The organism is Streptomyces sp. B21-105, from assembly GCF_036898465.1.
Lineage (GTDB): Bacteria > Actinomycetota > Actinomycetes > Streptomycetales > Streptomycetaceae > Streptomyces.
In genome coordinates, this window is record NZ_JARUMJ010000001.1 from 1925821 (window position 1) to 1951046 (window position 25226).

The window sequence follows — 25226 nt, forward strand, 5'->3', positions numbered from 1 at the left end:
CCGCACGCCCAAAGCCGGTAGCCGTGGCCTTCGCACCGGAAGATCACCAGCCTGGGGAGACCCCGGCCCCGGCCGCGAGCCGTTTTCCGCCTCTGACGCCGTCTCCCGGGACGCGTCGAGGCCCGGCGCTCCACAGGAGAGCCGGGCCTCGCGGGTCGCTGGTGCGACCGAGTGCTACAGACCGGCGGCCTCACGCAGCGCGTCGACGCGGTCCGTGCGCTCCCAGGTGAAGTCGGGCAGCTCACGGCCGAAGTGGCCGTACGCGGCGGTCTGGGCGTAGATCGGGCGCAGCAGGTCGAGATCGCGGATGATCGCGGCCGGACGGAGGTCGAAGACGTCGTCGATGGCCTTCTCGATCTTCTCGACGTCGATCTTCGCCGTGCCGAAGGTCTCGACGAACAGGCCGACCGGCTCGGCCTTGCCGATCGCGTAGGCGACCTGGACCTCGCAGCGGGCCGCGAGACCCGCCGCGACCACGTTCTTCGCGACCCAGCGCATCGCGTACGCGGCCGAGCGGTCGACCTTGGACGGGTCCTTGCCGGAGAAGGCGCCGCCGCCGTGGCGGGCGAAGCCGCCGTAGGTGTCGATGATGATCTTGCGGCCGGTGAGGCCGGCGTCGCCCATCGGGCCGCCGATCTCGAAGCGTCCGGTGGGGTTCACCAGCAGGCGGTAGTTCTCGGTGTCGAGCTTGATGCCCTCGTCGAGGAGCGCCTTCAGCTCCGGCTCCACGACGAACTCGCGGATGTCGGGGGCCAGCAGCGAGTCCAGGTCGATGTCGGACGCGTGCTGCGAGGAGACGACGACGGTGTCCAGACGGACCGCCTTGTCACCGTCGTACTCGATGGTGACCTGGGTCTTGCCGTCGGGGCGCAGGTAGGGGATGGTCCCGTTCTTGCGTACGTCCGACAGGCGCTTCGACAGGCGGTGGGCGAGGAAGATCGGCAGCGGCATCAGGGTCGGCGTCTCGTCGGAGGCGTAGCCGAACATCAGGCCCTGGTCGCCGGCGCCCTGGCGGTCCAGCTCGTCCTCGTCGCCTTCGACGCGGGTCTCGTACGCCGTGTCGACGCCCTGGGCGATGTCCGCGGACTGCGCGCCGATGGACACCGAGACGCCGCAGGAGGCGCCGTCGAAGCCCTTCTTGGAGGAGTCGTATCCGATCTCGAGGATCTTGTCGCGCACGAGCTGGGGGATCGGCGCGTAGGCCTTGGTGGTGACCTCGCCGGCCACGTGCACCAGACCGGTCGTGATCAGGGTCTCGACGGCGACCCGGGAGGCCGGGTCCTCACGCAGCAGGGCGTCGAGGATGGTGTCGCTGATCTGGTCAGCGATCTTGTCGGGGTGACCCTCGGTCACAGACTCCGAAGTGAACAGGCGACGGGACACAACGCTCCCTGGGGTTGCAGCGGCTGCTGGCTGATCATTGGCGGACGCGACAGGAGCTGCGCCCGGCGTCGTCCGAGAACAGTTTATCGGTCCTGCCCCGCCACGGGTCCATCCGTCTCGCCTCTCGGGAGCGCTGTGACCTGCGACACGGCATTCTGCCGAATGCCCGCCGCCCTTGGCCAGGGGACGCGTAGCCGAATCCGGCCGGGCCGGACGTGACCGCGAACGCGCCGGACGGTCAGCTCAGGCGCTGTGCCACCAGGTCCCACACGATGTCGGCCAGGGCCTCCTTCGGCCCGTGGGCCACGGGGGTTTCACTGCCGTCGGCCCCCAGCACGACGGCCTCGTTCTCCTCGGAGCCGAACGTCCTGCGCTCCCCCACCTCGTTCACCACGAGCAGGTCGCAGCCTTTGCGCCGCAGCTTCGTCCGGCCGTTCGCCAGGACGTCGTCGGTCTCGGCGGCGAAGCCGACAACCACCTGGTTGGGGCGCGCCCGGTCGGCGGACAGCTCCGCGAGGATGTCCGGATTTCGCACCAGGACGACGGGGTCGGGCTCCTGACCGTCCTTCTTCTTGATCTTGCCGGCCGCGTAGTTCTGCGGCCGGAAGTCGGCCACCGCGGCGGCCATGACGACCGCGTCGGCGTCGGCCGCGGCCTTCAGGACCGCCTCCCGCAGCTGCACGGCCGTGCCGACCGGGACCACGTCGACCCCCGCGGGATCGGCCAGATGGGCGTTGGCCGCTATGAGCGTGACGCGGGCGCCGCGAGCGGCGGCGGTGCGGGCCAGGGCGTATCCCTGCTTGCCGGAGGAGCGGTTGCCGAGGAAGCGGACCGGGTCGAGGGGCTCGCGGGTGCCGCCGGCGCTGATCACGACGTGCCGGCCGGCCAGATCGGGCTCCTGCACCCCTCGGGCCAGCACCCGGCGGCAGACCTCGAAGATCTCTGCCGGGTCGGGCAGCCGGCCCTTGCCGGTGTCGACGCCGGTGAGGCGTCCGACTGCCGGCTCGATCACGAGGGCGCCCCGGCGGCGCAGGGTCGCCACGTTCTCCTGGGTGGCCGGGTGCTCCCACATCTCGGTGTGCATCGCGGGCGCGAAGACGACCGGGCAGCGGGCGGTGAGGAGGGTGTTGGTGAGGAGGTCGTCGGCGAGGCCGTGCGCGGCCTTGGCGAGCACGTCCGCCGTGGCGGGGGCGACGACCACCAGGTCGGCGTGCTGGCCGATGCGGACGTGCGGCACCTCGTGGACGTCGTCCCAGACCTCCGTGGAGACGGGGTGGCCGGAGAGGGCGGACCAGGTGGCGGCGCCGACGAAGTGCAGCGCGGAGGCGGTGGGCACGACCCGCACGTCATGGCCCGACTCCGTCAGTCTGCGCAGCAGCTCGCAGGTCTTGTACGCGGCGATGCCGCCGCTGACCCCCAGAACGACCTTCGGCTTGTCCACCGTTTCTCCCCGGACCTCGGCGTGCGTACGCCGCGGCTCCCGGCGTACGGGTCCATCACACACCACAGGCCCGGCAGTCGCGCTGCCGGGCCTGGGGAAAAACCCACGGTGAGCCGAAAATACTACTGCGCAGGGCCCTCGACGGCCTCGGACGTCAGCAGACCGGCGTTGATCTCGCGGAGGGCGATCGACAGCGGCTTCTCGTGGACGTGGGTGTCGACGAGCGGACCGACGTACTCGAGGAGGCCCTCGCCGAGCTGCGAGTAGTACGCGTTGATCTGGCGCGCCCGCTTGGCCGCGTAGATCACGAGGCTGTACTTCGAGTCGGTGGCCTCGAGGAGCTCGTCGATCGGCGGGTTGATGATGCCCTCGGGCGCGGAGATGGAAGAGGACACGCTCTACCTTCCGATGGATGGGAAAAATAGGTCATGATCACAGATTCGTGATCACACAACATCCATCAAGGCTAGCAGCTCGCGCGCCACGTCCTCGACGGAGGTGTTGACCAGGGTCACGTCGAACTCCGGCTCGGCCGCGAGTTCGATCTTCGCCGCATCCAGGCGGCGCTCGATCACCTCGGGCGGTTCGGTGCCCCGCCCGGTGAGCCTGCGCACCAGCTCGTCCCAGGAGGGAGGGGCCAGGAACACCAGCCGGGCCTCGGCCATGGACTCGCGGACCTGCCGCGCGCCCTGGAGGTCGATCTCCAGGAGCACCGGCTCGCCCGACTCCAGGCGCTCCAGCACGGCGGCGCGCGGAGTTCCATAGCGGTTGCCGGCGAACTCGGCCCACTCCAGCAGCTCGCCGTTGGCGATCAGCTTGTCCATCTCGTCGTCGGTGACGAAGAAGTAGTGGACGCCGTGCCGTTCGCCGGGCCGGGGCTTGCGGGTCGTCGCCGACACCGAGAGCCAGACCTCGGGGTGTTCCTTGCGCATATGCGCGACGACCGTGCTCTTGCCGACCCCTGAGGGGCCGGAGAGCACGGTCAGCCGCGGACGTGCGTCCGGGGGTTCGGGGGTCGTCCCCCGGAGGTTTACTGCCATGCAGCGATTATTCCAGCAATCCCGGAGTGCCCGGGACTCCCTTCCGGCAGGACCCTGGGATCAGGAGCCGGTGCTGCCGAACTCACGCTCCAGGGAAGCGATCTGGTTGGAGCCGAGGCCGCGCACGCGGCGACTCTCGGAGATGCCGAGCCGCTCCATGATCTGCTTGGCGCGGACTTTGCCCACGCCCGGGAGCGACTCCAGGAGGGCGGAGACCTTCATCTTGCCGATGACGTCGTTTTCCTGACCCTGCTTGATGACCTCATGAAGGGAGGCGCCGGAGTGCTTCAGTCGATTCTTGACCTCGGCCCGCTCCCGGCGAGCCGCGGCGGCCTTTTCGAGCGCGGCTGCGCGCTGTTCGGGGGTAAGGGGCGGAAGAGCCACGCCTACGTCACCTCGGATGTCGAACTGTCGGATACGGACCGGTGAGGAACCTAGTGGCCCCACACCTGGTGAGATACGAGCAACACGCGCTGCCCGTTCACTCTCCGTCGGAGACTAGCGGCCAACTCCGCCAGAGTCAGCGAGAACAGAGGAAAAGTCCTGGTCAGCCTCCACAGGGCCGGACATTTGAGACAAACTGCCCCGGATTTGAGGATGTATCCAGACTCAAGTCGCCCCCGAGCCGCCCCACCGAACCCCCGGTCGGGCGGCCGACACCCCTCGAACGGCGACCGGAAGGGGAGCCGGCAGCGGTCGGGCGGAGGTCAGGCGGCGGCCACGGCGGTCCGGACCTCGAACGCGAACCGCTCCACCGCGTCACGCAGAGCGACGATGCCGGGACCACGACGCAACACGCCCCGGCTCACGTTCGGGACGACGTTGCGCACCGCGGACCCGAAGACCCGGGGAAGATCGGCCGGCGTCGCCCCCTGGGCGCCGACGCCGGGCGCGAGCAGCGGACCGTTGACGTCCAGGTCGTACGTGGAGAGGTCGCCCAGCGTGGCCCCGACGACCGCGCCGAAGGAGCCCAGGGGTTCCTCCCCGACGTTCTCGGCGGCCAGGTGCGCCAGCATCGTCGCGCCCACGTCGCGCCCGTCGGCCCGCACCGCGTGCTGGACCTCGCCGCCCTCCGGGTTGGAGGTCAGCGCCAGCACGAACAGTCCGGCGCCGCTCTCCCGGGCCAGCGCCACCGCCGGCGACAGCGATCCGTAGCCGAGATACGGGGAGACGGTGAGGGCGTCGGAGAACAGCGGAGCGTCCTTGTGCAGGAACGCCTCGGCGTACGCGGCCATGGTCGAGCCGATGTCGCCGCGCTTGGCGTCCATCACGACCAGGGCGCCCGCCGCCCGCGCCTCCTGCACCGTCTTCTCCAGGACGGCCACCCCGCGCGAGCCGAACCGCTCGAAGAAGGCGCTCTGCGGCTTCAGCAGGGCGACCCGGTCGGCCGTCGCCTCGACGACCGTGCGGCTGAACCGCTCCAGACCGGCGACGTCGTCGTTCAGGCCCCACTCGGCGAGCAGGGAGGCGTGCGGGTCGATGCCGACGCACAGCGGACCGCGTTCGTCCATGGCCTGCCGCAGGCGCGCGCCGAAGGGTTCCATGGTCATGCCGTCTTCCTCACGTCGGCGCCGACCGCGTCGGCGAGAGTGGCGTAGGGGCTCGTCCGCAGGCGGGCGGCGAGACCCTTGTGGATGGCGCGGCCCCAGAAGGGCCCCTCGTAGACGAAGGCGCTGTATCCCTGCACCAGGGTCGCGCCGGCCAGGATGCGCTGCCAGGCGTCCTCGGCGTTCTCGACGCCGCCGACGCCGACCAGGGTCACGCGGTCGCCCACGCGCGCGTAGAGACGCCGCAGCACCTCCAGGGAGCGGGCCTTGACGGGCGCTCCGGACAGTCCGCCGGTCTCCTCGACCAGGGAGGGCTCCGACGTCAGGCCGAGGCCCTCGCGGGCGATGGTGGTGTTCGTGGCGATGATCCCGTCCAGGCCGAGTTCCACTGCCAGGTCGGCGACCGCGTCGACGTCCTCGTCGGCGAGGTCCGGGGCGATCTTCACCAGCAGCGGGACACGGCGCGTGGCGACCGCACGGTCGGCGGCCTCGCGGACGGCGGTCAGCAGCGGCCGCAGCGCCTCGGTGGCCTGGAGGTTCCGCAGCCCCGGCGTGTTGGGCGAGGACACGTTGACGACCAGGTAGTCGGCGTACGGAGCGAGGCGCTCGGCCGACTTCACGTAGTCCGCGACGGCCTTCTCCTCCGGTACGGCCTTGGTCTTGCCGATGTTGACGCCGACGACGGGCTTGAAGACGGGCGTACGGGAGGCCAGGCGCGCGGCTACGGCCAGCGAGCCGTCGTTGTTGAAGCCCATCCGGTTGATGAGCCCCCGGTCCCGCACGAGCCGGAACAGCCGCTTCCTGGGGTTGCCGGGCTGCGCCTCGCCGGTGACCGTGCCGATCTCGACGTGGTCGAAGCCCAGCATCGACATCCCGTCGATCGCGACGGCGTTCTTGTCGAAGCCGGCCGCGAGCCCGAACGGGCCGTGCATGCGCAGCCCGAAGGCCTCCGTGCGCAGCTCCCGGAAGCGGGGCGCCAGCGCCGCGGCGAGGAACGTGCGCAGCACCGGCACGCGCGCGGCGAGACGGATCCAGCGGAAGGCCAGGTGGTGGGCGTTCTCGGGGTCCATCCGGGTGAAGACCAGACGGAAGAAGAGCTTGTACATGTCTCAGGTGTCCTTCGGAGAGCCTCGTGGAGCGTGGGCCTCGTACCGGGGGGCCTCATGAAGAGGGGGACACCGTTTCCGGTGTCCCCCTCTTCAGCTGCTAGTCGCGGGCCGCGGTCAGATGTTCCGCGTGTTCCTGGAGCGAGCGGACGCCCACGTCCCCGCGGTTGAGGGCGTCGATGCCCTGGACTGCGGCGGCGAGCGCCTGCACCGTCGTCAGGCACGGCACGGACCTCGCCACCGCCGCCGTCCGGATCTCGTAGCCGTCGAGACGGCCGCCGGTGCCGTACGGGGTGTTCACGATGAGGTCGACGTCGCCGTCGTGGATGTGCTGGACGATCGTCTTCTCGCCGCCCGGGCCGGTGCCCTCGGACTGCTTGCGCACCACCGTGGCGTTGATGCCGTTGCGCTTGAGGACCTCGGCCGTGCCGGAGGTGGCGAGCAGTTCGAAGCCGTGAGCGACCAGTTCGCGCGCGGGGAAGATCATCGAGCGCTTGTCCCGGTTGGCGACCGAGATGAACGCGCGACCCTTGGTGGGCAGCGGGCCGTACGCGGCCGCCTGCGACTTGGCGTACGCCGTGCCGAAGACGGAGTCGATGCCCATGACCTCGCCGGTGGAGCGCATCTCCGGACCGAGGACGGTGTCGACGCCGCGGCCGGAGGTGTCCCGGAACCGGGTCCACGGCATCACGGCCTCCTTGACGGAGATCGGCGCGTCGAGCGGGAGCTCGCCGCCGTCGCCGGTCGCCGGGAGCAGGCCCTCGGCGCGCAGCTCGGCGATGGTCGCGCCGAGCGAGATGCGGGCGGCGGCCTTCGCCAGCGGCACCGCCGTCGCCTTCGAGGTGAAGGGGACCGTGCGCGATGCGCGCGGGTTGGCCTCGAGGACGTAGAGGATGTCGCCGGCCATCGCGAACTGGATGTTGATCAGTCCGCGCACGCCGACGCCCTTGGCGATCGCCTCGGTGGAGGCCCGCAGGCGCTTGATGTCGAAGCCGCCCAGGGTGATGGGGGGCAGGGCGCACGCCGAGTCGCCGGAGTGGATGCCGGCCTCCTCGATGTGCTCCATCACACCGCCGAGATACAGCTCCTCGCCGTCGTAGAGCGCGTCGACGTCGATCTCGATGGCGTCGTCGAGGAAACGGTCGACGAGGACCGGCCGGGTGGGGCTGATCTCGGTCGACTCGGCGATGTAGGAGGACAGCCGGGTCTCGTCGTAGACGATCTCCATGCCGCGGCCGCCGAGGACGTACGAGGGCCGCACGAGGACCGGGTAGCCGATCTCGTCGGCGATGGCCTTGGCCTCGGTGAAGGTGGTGGCGGTGCCGTGCTTGGGAGCCGGCAGACCGGCCTCGGCGAGCACGCGCCCGAAGGCGCCCCGGTCCTCGGCCGCGTGGATGGCCTCCGGAGGGGTGCCGACGATCGGCACGCCGTTGTCCTTGAGGGCCTGTGCGAGCCCCAGCGGGGTCTGGCCGCCGAGCTGCACGACGACGCCGGCGATCGGACCGGCCTGTGCCTCCGCGTGGACGATCTCCAGCACGTCCTCGAGCGTCAGGGGCTCGAAGTACAGGCGGTCGGAGGTGTCGTAGTCGGTGGAGACGGTCTCCGGGTTGCAGTTGACCATCACGGTCTCGTACCCGGCGTCGGAGAGCGCGAAGGAGGCGTGGACGCAGGAGTAGTCGAACTCGATGCCCTGGCCGATACGGTTCGGGCCGGAGCCCAGGATGATCACCGCGGGCTTCTCGCGGGGCGCGACCTCGTTCTCCTCGTCGTAGGAGGAGTAGAAGTACGGGGTCTTCGCGGCGAACTCGGCGGCGCAGGTGTCGACCGTCTTGTAGACGGGGCGGACGCCCAGGGCGTGCCGGACCTCGCGCACGACGTCCTCGCGCAGCCCGCGGATCTCGGCGATCTGCTGGTCGGAGAAGCCGTGCCGCTTGGCCTCGGAAAGCAGGTCGGCGTCCAGGCGGTCGGCCGCGGCCAGCTCGTCGGCCGTCTCCTTGATGAGGAAGAGCTGGTCGACGAACCAGGGGTCGATCTTCGTGAACTCGAAGACCTCTTCAGCGGTCGCGCCCGCGCGGATCGCCTGCATGACGGTGTTGATCCGGCCGTCGGTGGGCCGGACGGCCTCCCGCAGCAGCTCCTCCTTGTCCCCGGCGGAGCCGGGCTCGCCGACGAAGGTGAACTGGCTGCCCTTCTTCTCCAGTGAGCGCAGCGCCTTCTGCAAGGCCTCGGTGAAGTTGCGGCCGATGGCCATGGCCTCGCCGACCGACTTCATGGTGGTGGTGAGCGTGGAGTCGGCGGACGGGAACTTCTCGAAGGCGAAGCGCGGGGCCTTGACGACCACGTAGTCGAGCGTCGGCTCGAAGGAGGCCGGGGTCTCCTGCGTGATGTCGTTGGGGATCTCGTCGAGGGTGTAGCCGACGGCGAGCTTGGCCGCGATCTTCGCGATCGGGAATCCGGTCGCCTTCGAAGCCAGGGCGGACGAGCGCGACACGCGCGGGTTCATCTCGATGACGATGACACGGCCGTCCTCGGGGTTCACCGCGAACTGGATGTTGCAGCCGCCGGTGTCCACGCCGACCTCGCGGATGATCGCGATGCCGACGTCGCGCAGCACCTGGTACTCGCGGTCGGTCAGCGTCATCGCGGGGGCCACGGTGATCGAGTCGCCGGTGTGCACGCCCATGGGGTCGAAGTTCTCGATGGAGCAGACGACCACGACGTTGTCGTGCTTGTCGCGCATCAGCTCCAGCTCGTACTCCTTCCAGCCGAGGATGGACTCCTCCAGGAGCACCTCGGTGGTCGGCGAGAGAGTGAGGCCCTGACCGGCGATGCGGCGCAGCTCCTCCTCGTCGTGGGCGAAACCGGAGCCGGCGCCGCCCATGGTGAAGGAGGGGCGGACGACGACGGGGTAGCCGCCGAGGGTCTCGACGCCCGCGATGACGTCGTCCATGGAGTGGCAGATCACGGACCGGGCGGACTCGCCGTGGCCGATCTTCGCGCGGACGGCTTCGACGACGCCCTTGAAGAGGTCGCGGTCCTCGCCCTTGTTGATCGCCTCGACGTTGGCGCCGATCAGCTCGACCCCGTACTTCTCCAGCACACCCTGTTCGTGCATGGAGATCGCGGTGTTCAGGGCGGTCTGGCCGCCGAGCGTCGGCAGCAGGGCGTCGGGGCGCTCCTTGGCGATGATCTTCTCGACGAACTCCGGGGTGATCGGCTCGACGTAGGTGGCGTCGGCGATCTCCGGGTCGGTCATGATCGTCGCCGGGTTGGAGTTGACCAGGATCACCCTGAGGCCCTCGGCGCGCAGGATGCGGCACGCCTGGGTGCCGGAGTAGTCGAACTCGGCGGCCTGGCCGATGACGATCGGGCCGGAGCCGATGACCAGGACGGACTGGATATCGGTGCGCTTAGGCACGCTGGCCCTCCATCAGGGATACGAAGCGGTCGAACAGGTAGGCGGCGTCGTGCGGGCCCGCTGCCGCTTCGGGGTGGTACTGGACGGAGAAGGCCGGCTGGTCGAGCAGTTGCAGCCCCTCCACGACGTCGTCGTTGAGGCAGACGTGCGAGACCTCGGCGCGGCCGAACTTCGTCTCGCTGACCTTGTCGAGCGGCGCGTCCACGGCGAAGCCGTGATTGTGCGCGGTGACCTCGACCTTGCCGGTCGTACGGTCCTGGACCGGCTGGTTGATGCCGCGGTGGCCGTACTTCAGCTTGTAGGTGCCGAAGCCGAGGGCGCGGCCGAGGATCTGGTTGCCGAAGCAGATGCCGAACAGCGGCGTCCTGCGCTGAAGCACCTCGGTCATCAGCGAGACGGGGCCGTCGGCGGTGGCCGGGTCGCCCGGGCCGTTGGAGAAGAACACGCCGTCGGGGTCGACGGCGTACACGTCGTCCACCGAGGCCGTCGCGGGCAGCACGTGCACCTCGATGCCGCGCTCGGCCATGCGGTGCGGGGTCATGCCCTTGATGCCGAGGTCGATGGCGGCCACGGTGAACCGCTTCTCGCCGACCGCGGGCACCACGTAGGCCTCCTTGGTGGCGACCTCCTCGTACAGGCTCGCGCCCTTCATGTGCGGCTGGGCCTGCACGCGCGCGAGGAGCTCGGCGTCCGGGGCGATGGCCTCGCCCGAGAAGACTCCGGCCCGCATCGAGCCGCCCTCGCGCAGGTGGCGGGTGAGGGCCCGGGTGTCGATGCCGCAGATCCCGACGATCCCCTGGGCGACGAGCTCGTCGTCCAGGGAGCGCCTGGCGCGCCAGTTGGAGGGCACGCGCGCGGGGTCGCGCACGACGTAGCCGGAGACCCAGATGCGGCCGGACTCGTCGTCCTCGTCGTTCCAGCCGGTGTTGCCGATCTGCGGCGCGGTCGCGACGACGATCTGGCGGTCGTACGAAGGGTCGGTCAGGGTCTCCTGGTAGCCGGTCATGCCGGTGGAGAACACCGCTTCGCCGAAGGTCTCCCCCACGGCCCCGTAGGCGCGGCCGCGGAAGATGCGGCCGTCCTCCAGGACGAGTACGGCGGGAGCCTTGGCGGCTCCCCTGGTGGAGGTCGTCATCGTGCGCCTTCCGTCGTGTCGTTCTTGATCATGGAGTTGACGGCGTCGACCCATGCGGTGTGCTCGGCCGCGTGATCCGAGCGGAAGCCTGAGTCGATCAGCCGGTCGCCGTGCGCCCAGGTCACCACCAGCAGTCCGCCCTCGGTGAGGACCTTGCCGGCGATGCCCTTGCCGAGCAGGGCCTCGCGCAGCGCGTCGGCCGGGATGAAGAAGTCGGTCGCGCCGGGGCGCACGACGTCGAGTCCCGCGTCCGTCAGGGTGAGCTCGACCCGGCTGCGGGTGCCGAGGCCGTGCGCCACGATGCGGTCGAGCCACTGTCCGGCGGTGGTGGAGCCGTGGTAGCGGCCGCTCATGCTCAGTCTCACCGGACCGGGCCCGTCCGGCATTGCGGGCAGCAGCGGCTCGCCGCCTCCGTCGAGGGTGGTGGTGGAAGACGGGCGGACGGGCAGCTCGGGCAGGTCGCCCTGGAGCGTGCCGCGCCACTTCCAGCCCTCGCGCATCAGCCAGTACACGAGCGCGACGAACAGTCCGAGGCCGACCACCCAGCCGGCCCGGGCGGCCCAGTCGGTCACTTGGGCCGATTCCTTCTCGGCCGCGAGCAGTAGTGCAGATGTCACGTGAGCTTCCCGTCGACGAGCGTGGCCTTGCCCCGGAGCCACGTGTGCGTGACACGGCCCGGCAGCTCACGACCCTCGTACGGGGTGTTCCGGCTGCGCGAGGCGAAGCCCGCGGGGTCCACGGACCCACGGTATTCCGTGTCGACGAGCGTGAGGTTGGCGGGCTCACCTGCCGAGACGGGGCGCCCGTGCCCCGTGGCCCGCCCGATCAGGGCGGGCTTGAACGACATCCGGCTCGCGACCCCGGCCCAGTCCAGCAGGCCCGTCTCCACCATCGTCTCCTGGACCACCGACAGCGCGGTCTCCAGGCCGACCATGCCCATGGCGGCGGCGGCCCACTCGCAGTCCTTGTCCTCGTGCGGGTGCGGGGCGTGATCGGTGGCGACGATGTCGATGGTGCCGTCGGCGAGCGCCTCGCGCAGGGCGTGCACGTCCCGCTCGGTGCGCAGCGGCGGGTTGACCTTGTAGACCGGGTTGTAGCTGCGCACCAGCTCGTCGGTGAGCAGCAGGTGGTGCGGGGTGACCTCGGCGGTGACGTCGATGCCGCGGGACTTGGCCCAGCGGACGATCTCGACCGACCCGGCGGTGGAGAGGTGGCAGATGTGGACCCGGGAGCCGACGTGCTCGGCGAGCAGGACGTCCCGGGCGATGATCGACTCCTCGGCCACCGCGGGCCAGCCCCCGAGCCCCAGCTCGGCGGAGACGACGCCCTCGTTCATCTGGGCGCCCTCGGTCAGCCGCGGCTCCTGCGCGTGCTGGGCGACGACCCCGCCGAAGGCCTTCACGTACTCCAGGGCCCGGCGCATGATCACCGCGTCGTCGACGCACTTGCCGTCGTCGGAGAAGACGGTGACGCCGGCGGCGGACTCGTGCATGGCGCCGAGCTCGGCGAGCTTCCTGCCCTCCAGGCCTACGGTGACGGCGCCGATGGGCTGCACGTCGCAGTAGCCGTGCTCCTGCCCGAGCCGGTAGACCTGCTCGACGACGCCGGCGGTGTCGGCGACCGGGAAGGTGTTGGCCATGGCGAAGACGGCCGTGTAGCCGCCGGAAGCGGCCGCGCGGGTACCCGTCAGCACCGTCTCGGAGTCCTCACGGCCCGGCTCGCGCAGATGGGTGTGCAGGTCGACCAGGCCCGGCAGCAGCACCTTGCCCGCGGCCTCCACGACCTCGGCGCCCTCGGCGGACAGCCCCGCGCCCATGGCCTCGATGACCGCGCCGTCGATCAGGACGTCCTGCGGCTCGCCGCCGAGCACCTTCGCACCACGGATCAGGATCTTGCTCATGTGCTTACTTCTCCTCGGTGGTACGGGCGTGGCTGACGGCGGGTTCGTTGCCGCCCAGGAGCAGGTAGAGGACGGCCATCCGGATGGACACGCCGTTGGCGACCTGTTCGACGACGGTGCAGCGCTCGGAGTCGGCGACCTCGGCGGTGATCTCCATGCCGCGGACCATCGGGCCGGGGTGCATCACGATGGCGTGCTCGGGCATCCGCGCCATCCGGTCGCCGTCGAGGCCGTAGCGCCGCGAGTACTCGCGCTCCGTCGGGAAGAACGCGGCGTTCATCCGCTCGCGCTGCACGCGCAGCATCATCACCGCGTCGGACTTGGGAAGGGTGCTGTCGAGGTCGTACGACACCTCGCAGGGCCAGGTCTCGATGCCGACCGGCACCAGGGTGGGCGGGGCGACGAGGGTGACCTCGGCGCCGAGCGTGTGCAGCAGGTCGACGTTGGAGCGGGCGACCCGGCTGTGCAGCACGTCGCCCACGATCGTGATGCGCCTGCCGGAGAGGTCCTGGCCGATCCCGGCGTCCCGGCCGACCAGCCGGCGGCGCATGGTGAAGGCGTCCAGCAGGGCCTGGGTCGGGTGCTGGTGGGTGCCGTCGCCGGCGTTGACGACGACCGCGTCGATCCAGCCGGACGTGGCCAGACGGTAGGGCGCCCCCGAGGCGCCGTGCCGGATGACGACCGCGTCGACGCCCATGGCCTCCAGAGTCTGCGCGGTGTCCTTCAGGGACTCGCCCTTGGAGACGCTCGACCCCTTGGCGGAGAAGTTGATGACGTCCGCGGAGAGGCGCTTCTCGGCTGCCTCGAAGGAGATACGCGTGCGCGTGGAGTCCTCGAAGAAGAGGTTGACGATGGTGCGGCCGCGCAGGGTCGGCAGTTTCTTGATGGGCCGGTCGGCGACCCGGGCCATCTCCTCGGCGGTGTCGAGGATCAGGACGGCGTCGTCGCGGGTGAGGTCGGCGGCCGAGATGAGATGACGCTGCATCTGTCAGGCTCCGTAAGGCAGTTCAGACATGGGAGGTCACGGGCGTACAGGGGCACGGCTGCGCGGCGACGGGGCCGCACGCGCGCGTGCTACTGCTGGGCGGTCTGCTTCACACCGAGCAGCACGGTGTCGCGACCGTCCTCCTCGGCGAGCTGGACCTTGACCGTCTCCCGCAACGACGTGGGGAGGTTCTTGCCGACGTAGTCGGCGCGGATGGGCAGTTCCCGGTGGCCGCGGTCGACGAGGACCGCGAGCTGCACCGCGCGCGGGCGCCCGAGGTCGTTCAGGGCGTCGAGGGCGGCGCGGATGGTGCGGCCGGAGAAGAGCACGTCGTCGACGAGGACGACCAGCCTGCCGTCCAGGCCGTCACCGGGGATCTCGGTGCGGGCCAGCGCACGCGGCGGATGCATGCGCAGGTCGTCGCGGTACATCGTGATGTCGAGGGAGCCGACCGGAACCTTGCGGTCGGTGATCTGCTCGAGCTTTGCGGCGAGCCGCTGGGCGAGGAAGACGCCGCGGGTCGGAATGCCGAGCAGTACCACGTCGTCGGCGCCCTTGGCGCGTTCGACGATCTCGTGGGCGATGCGGGTCAGCACGCGCGCGATGTCGGGGCCCTCGAGTACGGGCCGGGCATCGGCTTGCCGGGGATCCTGCTGGGTGTCCTGCTTGTCCATATGAAACGGACCTCCTTCTCCGCCTCACGGGACGGACCTTAAAGGACGTCGGATTTGCGCCATCCACGGTACCAGGCCCGCAGGGCGCCCCTGATCACCCCCTTGGCCCAATCGGCCATCGATACCACGGAAGCGTCGGTGTGGACCATTCGGCTTGACGCAGAAGAATCACGCTGCGTAACCTCACAGTGAGTTACCAGCACGCGGTTCGCGCCGCGTCGACCCATTGCCGGGAGCTATATGTCCAGCGAATACGCCAAGCAGCTCGGGGCCAAGCTCCGGGCCATCCGCACCCAGCAGGGCCTTTCCCTCCACGGTGTCGAGGAGAAGTCCCAGGGACGCTGGAAGGCGGTCGTGGTCGGTTCGTACGAGCGCGGCGACCGTGCCGTGACCGTGCAGCGTCTCGCCGAGCTGGCGGATTTCTACGGCGTTCCCGTGCAGGAACTGCTGCCGGGCACCACGCCGGGCGGGGCGGCCGAGCCCCCGCCGAAGCTGGTCCTGGACCTGGAGCGGCTGGCCCACGTGCCGGTCGAGAAGGCCGGCCCGCTGCAGCGGTACGCCGCCACGATCCAGTCCCAGCGCGGCGACTACAACGGCAAGGTGCTGTCGATCCGCCAGGACGACCTGCGCACCCTCGCCGTCATCTACGACCAGTCGCCCTCGGTCCTGACCGAGCAGCTGATCAACTGGGGTGTGCTGGACGCGGACGCGAGGCGCGCGGTCGCCCACGAGGAGGCCTGAGGCCCCCGCGGCCCCGCCGAGCTCTGCAGAAACGTGCCGCCGGGGGTGGCCGGAACCCGTTGGTTCCGGCCACCCCCGGCTTTCGGTACAACGCCGGAAGGCCCACAGCCTGCGCTGTGGGCCTTCCGGCGTGTCCGCGCCCCGGAGGGGGGCGCGGAAGGCTGCGCGACGAGCCACAGGCGAACCACAGGCCCGTGGGGCCCGCGGGGCCCGCGGTTCGCCGGCTCTCCCCGCGGACCTACTCGCCGGTCCGGCGCAGCGACGGCTTGAGCTCCTTCAGTCTGCCGAGCAGACCGTTGACGAACGAGGGCGACTCGTCCGTGGAGAACTCCTTCGCCAGCTGCACCATCTCGTCGAGGACGACCGCGTCCGGGGTCTCGTCGGCCCAGATGAGCTCGTACGCGCCGAGCCGCAGGAGATTGCGGTCGACGACCGGCATCCGGTCGAGCGTCCACCCGACCGCGTACTGGGCGATCAGCTCGTCGATGCGCCGCGCGTGCTGCGCATAGCCCTCGACCAGCTGCATGGTGTACTCGCTGACCGGCGGCTGCCGGGTGTCGGCCCGGGAGAGCCGGATCCAGTCCGCGAGGACCGTCAGGACGTCGACTCCGCGCTGGTCGCCCTCGAAGAGGATCTGGAAGGCACGCTTGCGGGCCGTGTTGCGGGCAGCCACGGTTAGCTGTTCACCCGGCCGAGGTAGTCGCTGGTGCGGGTGTCGACCTTGATCTTCTCACCGGTGGTGATGAAGAGCGGGACCTGGATCTGGTGACCGGTCTCCAGGGTGGCGGGCTTGGTGCCGCCGGTGGAGCGGTCGCCCTGCAGGCCCGGCTCGGTCTCCTGCACCACGAGCTCGACGGCGGCCGGCAGCTCCACGAAGAGCACCTCGCCCTCGTGCTGCGCGACGGTGGCCGTGAAGCCCTCGATCAGGAAGTTGGCCGCGTCACCGACGGCCTTGCGGTCGACCATGAGCTGGTCGTAGGTCTCCATGTCCATGAAGACGAAGTACTCGCCGTCCATGTACGAGAACTGCATGTCGCGCTTGTCGACAGTGGCGGTCTCGACCTTGACGCCGGCGTTGAACGTCTTGTCGACGACCTTGCCGGAAAGCACGTTCTTGAGCTTGGTGCGCACGAAAGCGGGGCCCTTGCCGGGCTTGACGTGCTGGAACTCGACGACGGACCAGAGCTGCCCGCCTTCCAGCTTGAGCACCAGGCCGTTCTTGAGGTCGTTCGTGGAAGCCACGGTTGCGGAATCTCCTGGACTGACGACGACCCCGGGGCACGCACTCCTACAGCGCGAGCAGCTCCTTGGTCGTGATGGTGAGTAGCTCGGGTCCGCCGTCCGCCTCGGGGCGCACGACGAGCGTGTCATCGATCCGGACGCCGCCCCGGCCCGGGAGGTGTACCCCGGGTTCGACGGTGACCGGCACGCAAGCGTCCAGTTTACCCATGGCCGCGGGGCTCAACTGCGGGTCCTCTTCGATTTCCAGTCCGACCCCGTGCCCGGTGAGCGCCGGAAGGCCTTCGGCGTACCCCGCGGAGTCCAGGATCTGGCGGGCCGCCCGGTCCACGTCCCGGCAGGCCACACCCGGTGCCAGGGACTCGCGTCCGGCCCGTTGAGCGGCGAAGACGAGGTCGTACAGCGCGATCTGCCAGTCGGCGGGAGATGTGCCGATCACGAAGGTGCGGCCGATCTCGCAACGGTAGCCGCGGTAGGCCGCGCCCAGGCAGACGGAGAGGAAGTCGCCCTCCTCGACGCGCCGGTCGGTGGGCCGGTGGCCGCGGCGCCCGGAGTTCGGGCCGGTGGCGACGGAGGTGGTGAAGGCCGGGCCGTCGGCGCCGTGGTCGACGAGGCGCCGTTCCAGTTCGAGGGCGAGGTGTCGCTCGGTGCGTCCGACCAGGATCGACTCCAGCAGCTCCCCCAGCGCTTGGTCGGCGATCTCGGCGCCGATCCGCAGACAGGAGATCTCCTCCTCGTCCTTCACCACTCTGAGCTGTTCGACCGCGCAGCCCAGGTCGGCCAGGCGCAGCCGGGGTGCCACGGACCGCAGTTCGCGGTGGCGGACCATCGTCAGGTGATGTTCCTCGATCGCCAGCGAGTCGCCGCCCTGGGCGGTGAGCAGGTCGGCGGCGGCGACCGCCGGATCGCCGCCGGCGTGGGGCAGGCAGTGGACGCGCAGTGCGTCGTCCGGCCGGCCCTCGCCCGGGCGGTCCTCGGGCGGTCCGGGGCAGACGAGGAGGTCCTCGAGGCGGCCCAGCAGCAGGACGGCGCCCTGCGGGGCGGCGCCCGCGAGATACCTCACGTTGGCCGGGCGGGAGACGAGCGCAGCCGCGCTTCCGGCCGCGTTGCAGCGCTCGCGCAGGCGGGTTCGGCGGGACGCGTAGACCTCTGACATGAGTCGAGCCTAGGAGCGTCGGCCGGATCGCGCCGGTTGGAGAGGCGTTCGGGGGACGGGACGCCCCTCAGCGGTGTTCGGCCCGGTCCGCTACCAGGTCGGGGGGCTGGCGATCGCCCGCGCCAGGACGTCGTCCAGGACCCGCGCCGTGGTGGGGACGTCCAGCTGGGAGTTGTCGATGATCGGGAGGCCGGAGCCGTACCAGCCGGCCATGCGGCCGTGGATGCGGGCCACCTCCTCGTCGCTGAGGCGGCGGTTGCCGGAACGCTCGGCGTTGCGCTCCAGAACGACTTCCAGTCCGGGCAGCAGGACGACGGGCAGCAGGCCCGGGCCCACATGCCGTTTCCAGCCGCCGAGGCCGACGGCCGGCCGGTCGGGGAAGATCGCGTCGTCCAGGATGCACGAGATGCCGTTGGCCAGGAAGTTGCGGGCGGCGAAGCCGCAGGTGCGGCGGGCCAGGCGGTACTGGGCCTCGGAGTGGTCGTTCCACCCGGACTGCGGGTCGGCGAAACCCGAGCGGACCCATTCCCGCACGTCGTCGAGGCTGACGTGGGCGGTCGGCACCCGGCGGTGACCGGCCCAGAACTTGGCGACGCTGGTCTTGCCGGCGCCGGCCGGGCCGATCAGCAGCACCGCGAGGGTGGTCGCCGCCGGGTCGGGGACGATCGGGGCGGGCGGCGCGCTGGGCACGGGGAACGGGCCGCCCGGGGGGAGCGGCACATGCCCGGTGACGTCGGGGCCCGGCGGGGCCGGTGCGTGTTGCGGGGCGGGCGGGTGCGGCACGGGCGGCACCGGCGGCTGTGGGGCCGGCGGGACCGGGCCCGAGGGGGCTCCGAGGTGACCCGGCTGCGGCAGGGGGGTGCTGCCGGGCTGGTGCGGGCCCGGGTGATGTGCGGCCGGCGACCAGCCGACGGCCGGACCGTGCCCCGGCTGGTGGGGCGGCGGCAGCGGAGAACCCACTGCGTGCTGCATCCGGTGCCACTCCGTCTCGTACAGGCAATGGGCGCTGGCTGTGGGGGCTCGTCGGCCCCCTCTTCGCTACTGAACGGTACCGCCCTCGACCGTCGATCGGTGAACGGCCGGGGGCGGTCCGAAGTGCCCGGTGCGGAAAGCGAATCGGGCGGGAGAGACCGGTACGGGGAACGCGCCGTCGCGTCGTCCGTGGTCCTACTCGCCGACCTCGCCGTACGCGGCGAGCAGGACGGCCGGGTCGGGACCCTCGAGGACGGTCGGCTTGGCCAGGCCGTCCAGGACGATGAAGCGCAGCAGGTCGCCGCGGGACTTCTTGTCGACCTTCATGTTCTCCAGCAGCTTGGCCCACTGGTCGTGGCGGTAGTGCAGCGGGAGACCCACCGACTTGAGGACGGTGCGGTGCCGGTCGGCCGTGGCGTCGTCCAGCCGGCCCGCGAGCCGGCCCAGTTCGGCGGCGAAGTGCATGCCCACCGAGACGGCCGCGCCGTGGCGCCACTTGTAGCGCTCGTTCTTCTCGATGGCGTGCGCGAGGGTGTGTCCGTAGTTGAGGATCTCCCGCAGTCCGGACTCCTTCAGGTCGGAGGAGACGACGTCCGCCTTGACCCTGATGGACCGCTCGATGAGCTCGGCGGTGTGCGGGCCCTGCGGGGTGCGGGCGGCCTCGGGGTCGGACTCGATCAGGTCCAGGATCACCGGGTCGGCGATGAAGCCTGCCTTGATGATCTCGGCCAGTCCCGAGACGTAGTCGTTGACCGGGAGGGAGTCCAGCGCGGCCAGGTCGCACAGCACGCCGGCCGGCGGGTGGAAGGAGCCGACGAGGTTCTTGCCCTCGGTGGTGTTGATGCCGGTCTTGCCGCCGACGGCCGCGTCGACCATGGCGAGCACGGTCGTCGGGACGGCGATCCAGCGCACCCCGCGCAGCCAGGTCGCGGCGACGAACCCGGCGAGGTCGGTGGTCGCGCCGCCGCCGACGCCCACGACGACGTCGGTGCGGGTGAACCCGGACTGGCCGAGCGCCTTCCAGCAGTAGGCGGCGACCTCGGCGGTCTTGGCCTCCTCCGCGTTGGGCACCTGGATGGCGACGGCCTCGAAGCCCTGCTCGGCCAGGTCGGCGCGGAGCGCGTCCCCGGTCTCGGCGAGCGCCTCGGGGTGGATGACGGCGACCCGCTTGACGCGGTCGCCGATCAACCCGCCGAGCTCGCCCAGCAGCTGACGGCCGACCAGCACTTCGTAGGGATCCGACCCGGCGCTGCCGCCGATCCGGATCCGCGTCACGGACTCGCTGCTCATGCTTCCTTCAACTCCAAAGCGTCCAGGGCTGCTTGGGCGACCTCTTCGGGTGTACGGCCGTCCGTCGGGACCACCGCCGTGGCGACGCCCTCGTAGAGGGGACGGCGGGCGTCCATCAGCTCGCGCCACTGCTTGCGCGGGTTCACGGCGAGCAGAGGACGGGCCACGCCCAGCCCGGTGCGCTTGACGGCTTCCTCGACGTCCATGGCCAGGTAGACCACGCGCCGCCCGGCCAGCAGGCCGCGGGTGTCGGCGTCCAGGATCGCGCCGCCGCCGAGCGCGAGGACGCCGTCGTGCTCGCCGAGCGCGCGCCGCACGGCCCGCTTCTCGACCGCGCGAAACGCCTCCTCGCCCTCGTCGACGAAGATCTCCGCGATGCTGCGGTCCTGCTCGGCGACGATGTCGTCGTCGGTGTCCCGGTAGCCGACGCCGAGCCGATCGGCGAGCAGCTGCCCGACGGTGGACTTGCCGACGCCCATCGGACCGACCAGGACGACCAGCGGCCCGCTCATCGGATGTGCAGGTTGTCGAGGTACGACCGCACGTTGCGGCGGGTCTCGGGGACGCTGTCGCCGCCGAACTTCTCCGCCACCGCGTCCGCCAGTACCAGCGCGACCATCGCCTCGGCGACGATGCCGGCGGCCGGGACCGCGCACACGTCGGAGCGCTGGTGATGCGCCTGGGTGGCCTCGCCCGTGGCGACGTCCACCGTCTGCAGGGCGCGCGGCACGGTTGCGATCGGCTTCATGGCCGCGCGCACGCGCAGCAGCTCGCCGGTGGTCAGCCCGCCCTCGGTGCCGCCGGAGCGGCCGGAGGCGCGCCTGATCCCCTCGCCGGTGGCGAGGATCTCGTCGTGCGCCTTGGAGCCGGGCACGCGCGCGAGGTCGAAGCCGTCGCCGACCTCGACGCCCTTGATCGCCTGGATGCCCATCAGCGCGGCGGCGAGCCGGGCGTCCAGCCGGCGGTCCCAGTGCACGTGCGAACCGAGGCCGACCGGGACGTCGTACGCCAGCACCTCGACGACGCCGCCGAGGGTGTCGCCGTCCTTGTGGGCCTGGTCGATCTCCGCGACCATCGCCTTCGAGGCGTCGGCGTCCAGGCAGCGCACGGGGTCCGCGTCCAGCTTCTCGACGTCGGCGGGGGTCGGGTACACGCCGTAGGGCGCCTTCGCGGCGGCCAGCTCGACGACGTGGCTGACGATCTCGATGCCGGCCGTCTCCTTGAGGTAGGAGCGGGCGACCGCGCCGAGCGCGACCCGGGCGGCCGTCTCCCGCGCGGAGGCGCGCTCCAGGATCGGCCGGGCCTCGTCGAAGCCGTACTTCTGCATGCCGGCGAGGTCGGCGTGGCCGGGGCGCGGCCGGGTGAGCGGGGCGTTGCGGGCGAGGCCGGCCAGCACCTGCGGGTCGACCGGGTCGGCCGCCATGACCTGCTCCCACTTCGGCCACTCCGTGTTGCCCACCATGACGGCGACCGGGGAGCCCATGGTCAGGCCGTGCCGGACACCGCCGAGGAAGGTGACCTCGTCGCGCTCGAACTTCATGCGCGCACCGCGCCCATAGCCGAGCCGCCGCCGCGCGAGGTGGTCGGCGACCATCTCCGTGGTGATCGGCACGCCGGCGGGAAGGCCCTCCAGCGTCGCGACAAGTGCGGGACCGTGGGACTCTCCCGCGGTCAGCCAACGCAGCCTGCTCAACGATGCTCCTCAGTGCTCGCGCCCGGTACTGCTCTGCGCACGCGCGTACGTCGCGTACGTCGTCGGCGTGACCGGGTGCGCGGCCCTGGCCCGCCGTCTTCGATCCTCCCACGTCCGGGAGCCGGACCCGGCCGTCGGTCCACCAACCGGACGGGACGGTGTCGCGGCGGCCCCAAGTGTTCGGAGCGCTCCGATCGCTCCGAGCCGGACACGGGACGGCATGGACACCCGGCTCGCCGGGTCCCTGCGGTCCGGGCCCGTGACGCTCCCGCTGTCAGGGGGACGGCGGCCGGGCGCTCAGCGCGTGCTCGCCGGCCGTGCGCATGGCCTCCACGGGTGCCGGGGCCCGGCCGGTCATCTGCTCCACCTGGAGCACCGCCTGGTGCACGAGCAGGTCGAGGCCGCTGACGACGGCGCCGCCGAACATGGACCAGCGGGCGGCAAGCTCGGTCGGCCAGGGGTCGTAGAGCACGTCGAACAGGGTGGCCGGGCGTTCGGGCACCGAGGCCGCCAGGGCGTCGGTGGCCCCGGCCGGGGTGGTCGCGACGACCAGCGGGAAGCGCAGGGCGTCGGCGGCGTCCGTCCAGTCGGCGATCCGGACGTCGACGTCGAGCCGTGCGCCCCACTGCCGCATCTCGGCGGCACGGGCCTCGCTGCGGACGTAGGCGACGATCTCGCCGGTGCAGACCCTGGACAGGGCGGCCAGCGCGGAGGACGCGGTGGCGCCCGCCCCGAGGATCGCGGCCGAGTCGGCCTGCTCTACCCCGCGCTCGCGCAGCGCGGCGACCATGCCGGGGATGTCGGTGTTGTCGCCGACCCGGCGGCCGTCCTCGGTGAGGACGAGCGTGTTGACCGCCTCGACGGAGGCCGCCGTCTCGGTGATCTCGTCGAGCAGCGGGATGACCGCGCGTTTCAGCGGCATGGTCAGCGAGAGTCCGGCCCATTCGCCGCCGAGTGCGTCGACGAAGGCGGGCAGGGCCTCCTCGTCGACCTCGAAGCGGTCGTACGTCCAGCCGGTCAGCTCCAGGGCCTCGTACGCGGCGCGGTGCAGCGCCGGGGAGAGGGAGTGGGCGATGGGGCTGCCGAGTACCGCGGCCCGGCGGGCGTCAGTTGCCCTTTCTCGCATTGAACTTGTCCTTGAGTTTCTGGAATTCTTGGTGCGTCTTGGCGAATTCGGTCTTGCTCACGCCGTCGGTCGCCACGAAGTAGTACCAGCCGTCGGCGGTCGGATTCAGCGTCGCCTTGATCGCGACCTCGCCGGGATTCCCGATCGGGCCGGGCGGCAGACCCTTGTTGGTGTACGTGTTGTACGGATCCTTGTTCTTGGTGATCTCCGACTCGCTGATATCGATCTTGCTCTCGCTCTTCAGATAGTTGAAGGTCGAGTCGAACTGCAGGAAACCGTAGGTCTGGGGATTCGCAAGGTCGAGACGGTTATAGACGACCTCCGCCATCTTGCGGTAGTCGTCGACGGTTTTACCCTCGGCCTGGACGAGGCTCGCGACCGTGATGACCTGGAGCGGATTGTCCAGCTTGAGCGCCTCGGCCTTCGCCTCCAGGCCGTACGTCTTGTACGCCTCGTCGGCGCGGGCGACCATCGACTTCAACACCACCTGCGGCTTCATGCCTTCGGCGGCGGGATAGGTGCCCGGGAAGAGGAAGCCCTCCAGCGGATCCTTGATGTCGCTGTCCGAGTTCGCCCAAGCGGGCAGTCCGAGGGTCTTGTACTCCTTCTCGGCGACCTTCCTGGTACTCCCGGAGGAAAGGCCGAGTTTCTTGTCGATGACTTTGTAGACTTCGATATTTCGCTGCCCGGGTTTGACCAGCACGTTGGCCTGGCTGTCCCCGTCGAGCATCATCGCGACGGCGCTCTTCGCCGACATCTCCTTCTTCAGGATGTACACGCCGGCCTGGATTTTCGCACCGTCGGGATTGTTGGTCACCGCCGAGACGAAGGCATCGACGCTCTTGACCACGCCGGCGTCCTTCAGCAGACGGCCGATGGCCGCACCGCCGGAGCCCTTGGGCACCTCGATGCTCACGCTCTGACCCGTGCCCGCCCCCGCGAAGTCCGGGGCCGCGCTGTAACGATTCTGGTAGAAGTGGTAACCGAGGTAGGTCACGCCGGCGAGACCACCGGTGAACACCAGGGCGACGACCAGACAGGCGACGCCGTTACGGCTCTTCTTGCCCTTGGCCCCTTTGGCCCCCTTGCCGCCCTTGGCGCCCTTCCCTCCGCGTCCCCGTCGGTCGCCGCGCCCCTCCGGCTCGTCACCGTCCGGTCCGTCGTCCCCGTCGTCGGAGCCCGCGCCGCCCGCGAAGAACGCGTGCTCGCCCTGGTCGGGACCGGGATCCCAGTCGGTGTTCTCGGGCTCCGGTTCCGGCGCCGACTCCTGCCGCGGCTGTGACTGCGACTGCGACGCGGTCTGCCGCCGGGCGGGCGGCTCCGGCGGCGGGTACGCGTCGGGGGTGCCGTAGAAGTCGGGCTGCTGGGCGCCGTAGGCCGCGGCCTGCTGGCCGTAGGGATCGCCGGGGTCGGCCGCGTACGGGACGTGGGCGTGGGTTCCCGTGCCGTCCCAGCCGCCCTCCTGGTACCCCTCGTGGTAGGGCTGCTGGTTCTGCTGGACGTACTGCTGCTGCTCCTGGCCCGGGTACTGCTGCTGCTCCTGGCCCGGGTACTGCTGCTGGTGGTAGCCCTGGTACTGCGGGTCGTACTGCTGCGCCTGTCCCTGGTCCCAGTCGCCGTACCCCTGCTGCTGCGCCTGCTGATCCTGCGGGTAGTGGGGGTGCTGCTGCTGGCCGCCGTAGGCAGGCTGATGGCCCGGGTGGGACTGCTGCCCTTCCCATCCGCCGTCCCCGTACAACGGGTCCTCCGGATGCCACGGTTCGGAGCCGGGGCCCCGGCCATACTCAGTCATCGATCCCCTAGAGCCGCGAGGCGGTGGCCACGAAGCCTTCGCGGGTCCGTCACCGTTTCGCCTCTCTCTGTGCGGCGAGTGTTCGAACAGCACCGCATCGCGCGGAACGTTACCGTACCGCGATCAGATGACCACTTCGACGCCCTCGCCCGGAGCTTTGCCTGACACCCGTTCGGATTCCAGCGCCTGCTGAAGGATGATCACAGCAGCTGCCTGGTCGATGACCGATCTGCCCTTCTTCGACTTCACCCCCGAAGCGCGCAGTCCCTGACTGGCCGTCACGGTCGTCATCCGCTCGTCCACCAGACGTACGGATACGGGCGCGATTTTGTTCGCCAGTTCCTGTGCGAATCCGCGCACCTTCACCGCGGCCGGCCCCTCGCCCCCCTTGAGGGAGCGAGGAAGACCCACGACGACCTCGATCGGCTCGTACTCCTCGACCAGTTGTCCGAGCCTGCGGTAGGCCGCGGGCAGGTCCCGGCCGGGGACCGTCTCCACCGGAGTGGCGAGGATCCCGTCGGGGTCGCACGAGGCGACCCCGATCCGGGCGTCCCCGACGTCGATCGCGAGTCGACGGCCCTTGCGCAT

General features: G+C 70.8%; 24 protein-coding genes. 1 reads left to right on the forward strand and 23 read right to left on the reverse strand.

Translation table 11 applies throughout. From position 1 onward, the window contains the following. Positions 1–174 precede the first annotated feature (174 nt). The 13 genes from metK to pyrR form a co-directional block, all read right to left on the reverse strand. Entirely contained in the window at positions 175–1383 is a 1209-nt protein-coding gene (gene metK, locus QA802_RS08595; protein WP_319166024.1) for a methionine adenosyltransferase, read from the reverse strand. A gap of 238 nt (positions 1384–1621) precedes the next feature. Beyond that, positions 1622–2824 (reverse strand): bifunctional phosphopantothenoylcysteine decarboxylase/phosphopantothenate--cysteine ligase CoaBC, encoded by a 1203-nt coding sequence (gene coaBC / locus QA802_RS08600; RefSeq protein WP_334519567.1) that lies wholly within the window; start codon positions 2822–2824, stop codon positions 1622–1624. 122 nt (positions 2825–2946) lie between these two features. Beyond that, positions 2947–3219 carry a DNA-directed RNA polymerase subunit omega gene (rpoZ, locus tag QA802_RS08605; RefSeq protein ID WP_003988945.1) on the reverse strand — a complete coding sequence of 91 codons (273 nt, stop codon included), beginning with the start codon at positions 3217–3219 and terminating at the stop codon, positions 2947–2949. A 51-nt stretch (positions 3220–3270) separates the two neighbouring features. After that, positions 3271–3864 (reverse strand): guanylate kinase, encoded by a 594-nt coding sequence (gene gmk / locus QA802_RS08610; protein ID WP_334519570.1) that lies wholly within the window; start codon positions 3862–3864, stop codon positions 3271–3273. 60 nt (positions 3865–3924) lie between these two features. Next, on the reverse strand, positions 3925–4248 hold the full coding sequence (locus tag QA802_RS08615; protein ID WP_003977346.1) for an integration host factor: 324 nt from the start codon (positions 4246–4248) through the stop codon (positions 3925–3927). A 323-nt stretch (positions 4249–4571) separates the two neighbouring features. Continuing rightward, a complete protein-coding gene (gene pyrF, locus QA802_RS08620) occupies positions 4572–5414 on the reverse strand; it encodes an orotidine-5'-phosphate decarboxylase (RefSeq protein ID WP_334519572.1) in 843 nt (280 codons plus the stop codon). Then, complete coding sequence (locus QA802_RS08625) at positions 5411–6517, reverse strand: quinone-dependent dihydroorotate dehydrogenase (protein ID WP_334519575.1); 1107 nt, start codon at positions 6515–6517, stop codon at positions 5411–5413. Before QA802_RS08625 ends, pyrF begins: the two co-directional genes overlap by 4 nt. A gap of 100 nt (positions 6518–6617) precedes the next feature. After that, the gene (carB, locus tag QA802_RS08630; protein WP_334519578.1) at positions 6618–9935 is read right to left on the reverse strand and encodes a carbamoyl-phosphate synthase large subunit; all 3318 of its coding nucleotides are present in this window, start codon (positions 9933–9935) and stop codon (positions 6618–6620) included. After that, positions 9928–11070: a glutamine-hydrolyzing carbamoyl-phosphate synthase small subunit gene (carA, locus tag QA802_RS08635; RefSeq protein ID WP_334519581.1), complete on the reverse strand. Its 1143-nt coding sequence runs from the start codon at positions 11068–11070 to the stop codon at positions 9928–9930. The genes carB and carA overlap by 8 nt, the downstream gene beginning before the upstream one ends. Beyond that, positions 11067–11687: a PH-like domain-containing protein gene (locus QA802_RS08640; RefSeq protein ID WP_334519584.1), complete on the reverse strand. Its 621-nt coding sequence runs from the start codon at positions 11685–11687 to the stop codon at positions 11067–11069. Before QA802_RS08640 ends, carA begins: the two co-directional genes overlap by 4 nt. Further along, positions 11684–12970, reverse strand: coding sequence for a dihydroorotase (locus QA802_RS08645; RefSeq protein WP_334519587.1), 1287 nt, complete (start codon positions 12968–12970; stop codon positions 11684–11686). The genes QA802_RS08640 and QA802_RS08645 overlap by 4 nt, the downstream gene beginning before the upstream one ends. Positions 12971–12974: 4 nt before the next feature. Then, positions 12975–13955, reverse strand: coding sequence for an aspartate carbamoyltransferase catalytic subunit (locus tag QA802_RS08650; RefSeq protein WP_107445001.1), 981 nt, complete (start codon positions 13953–13955; stop codon positions 12975–12977). A gap of 89 nt (positions 13956–14044) precedes the next feature. After that, positions 14045–14629, reverse strand: a complete 585-nt coding sequence (gene pyrR, locus QA802_RS08655; protein WP_319166035.1) for a bifunctional pyr operon transcriptional regulator/uracil phosphoribosyltransferase PyrR — start codon at positions 14627–14629, stop codon at positions 14045–14047. A gap of 240 nt (positions 14630–14869) precedes the next feature. Between pyrR and bldD the strand changes: the two genes are divergently transcribed. Continuing rightward, entirely contained in the window at positions 14870–15370 is a 501-nt protein-coding gene (gene bldD, locus QA802_RS08660; protein WP_057580339.1) for a transcriptional regulator BldD, read from the forward strand. Between the two features lie 238 nt (positions 15371–15608). Here the strand turns inward: bldD and nusB are convergent, their stop codons facing one another. From nusB to ruvX, 10 genes are all read right to left on the reverse strand, one after another. Beyond that, positions 15609–16043 carry a transcription antitermination factor NusB gene (gene nusB / locus QA802_RS08665; RefSeq protein ID WP_334519594.1) on the reverse strand — a complete coding sequence of 145 codons (435 nt, stop codon included), beginning with the start codon at positions 16041–16043 and terminating at the stop codon, positions 15609–15611. Positions 16044–16045: 2 nt separating this feature from the next. Next, the gene (gene efp / locus QA802_RS08670) at positions 16046–16612 is read right to left on the reverse strand and encodes an elongation factor P (protein WP_020117452.1); all 567 of its coding nucleotides are present in this window, start codon (positions 16610–16612) and stop codon (positions 16046–16048) included. A 46-nt stretch (positions 16613–16658) separates the two neighbouring features. Continuing rightward, complete coding sequence (locus QA802_RS08675) at positions 16659–17765, reverse strand: aminopeptidase P family protein (protein WP_334519597.1); 1107 nt, start codon at positions 17763–17765, stop codon at positions 16659–16661. 90 nt (positions 17766–17855) lie between these two features. Beyond that, complete coding sequence (locus QA802_RS08680) at positions 17856–18737, reverse strand: Pro-rich N-terminal domain-containing protein (RefSeq protein WP_334519600.1); 882 nt, start codon at positions 18735–18737, stop codon at positions 17856–17858. A gap of 195 nt (positions 18738–18932) precedes the next feature. After that, positions 18933–20027, reverse strand: coding sequence for a 3-dehydroquinate synthase (gene aroB, locus QA802_RS08685; protein ID WP_334519603.1), 1095 nt, complete (start codon positions 20025–20027; stop codon positions 18933–18935). Next, complete coding sequence (locus tag QA802_RS08690; RefSeq protein ID WP_334519606.1) at positions 20024–20539, reverse strand: shikimate kinase; 516 nt, start codon at positions 20537–20539, stop codon at positions 20024–20026. The genes aroB and QA802_RS08690 overlap by 4 nt, the downstream gene beginning before the upstream one ends. Continuing rightward, positions 20536–21720, reverse strand: a complete 1185-nt coding sequence (gene aroC, locus QA802_RS08695) for a chorismate synthase (RefSeq protein ID WP_319166043.1) — start codon at positions 21718–21720, stop codon at positions 20536–20538. The genes QA802_RS08690 and aroC overlap by 4 nt, the downstream gene beginning before the upstream one ends. Positions 21721–21994: 274 nt before the next feature. Then, entirely contained in the window at positions 21995–22846 is an 852-nt protein-coding gene (locus QA802_RS08700) for a shikimate dehydrogenase (RefSeq protein WP_334519610.1), read from the reverse strand. After that, positions 22827–24638, reverse strand: a complete 1812-nt coding sequence (gene mltG, locus QA802_RS08705) for an endolytic transglycosylase MltG (RefSeq protein ID WP_334519613.1) — start codon at positions 24636–24638, stop codon at positions 22827–22829. Before mltG ends, QA802_RS08700 begins: the two co-directional genes overlap by 20 nt. A gap of 123 nt (positions 24639–24761) precedes the next feature. Continuing rightward, complete coding sequence (gene ruvX / locus QA802_RS08710) at positions 24762–25226, reverse strand: Holliday junction resolvase RuvX (protein WP_307049977.1); 465 nt, start codon at positions 25224–25226, stop codon at positions 24762–24764.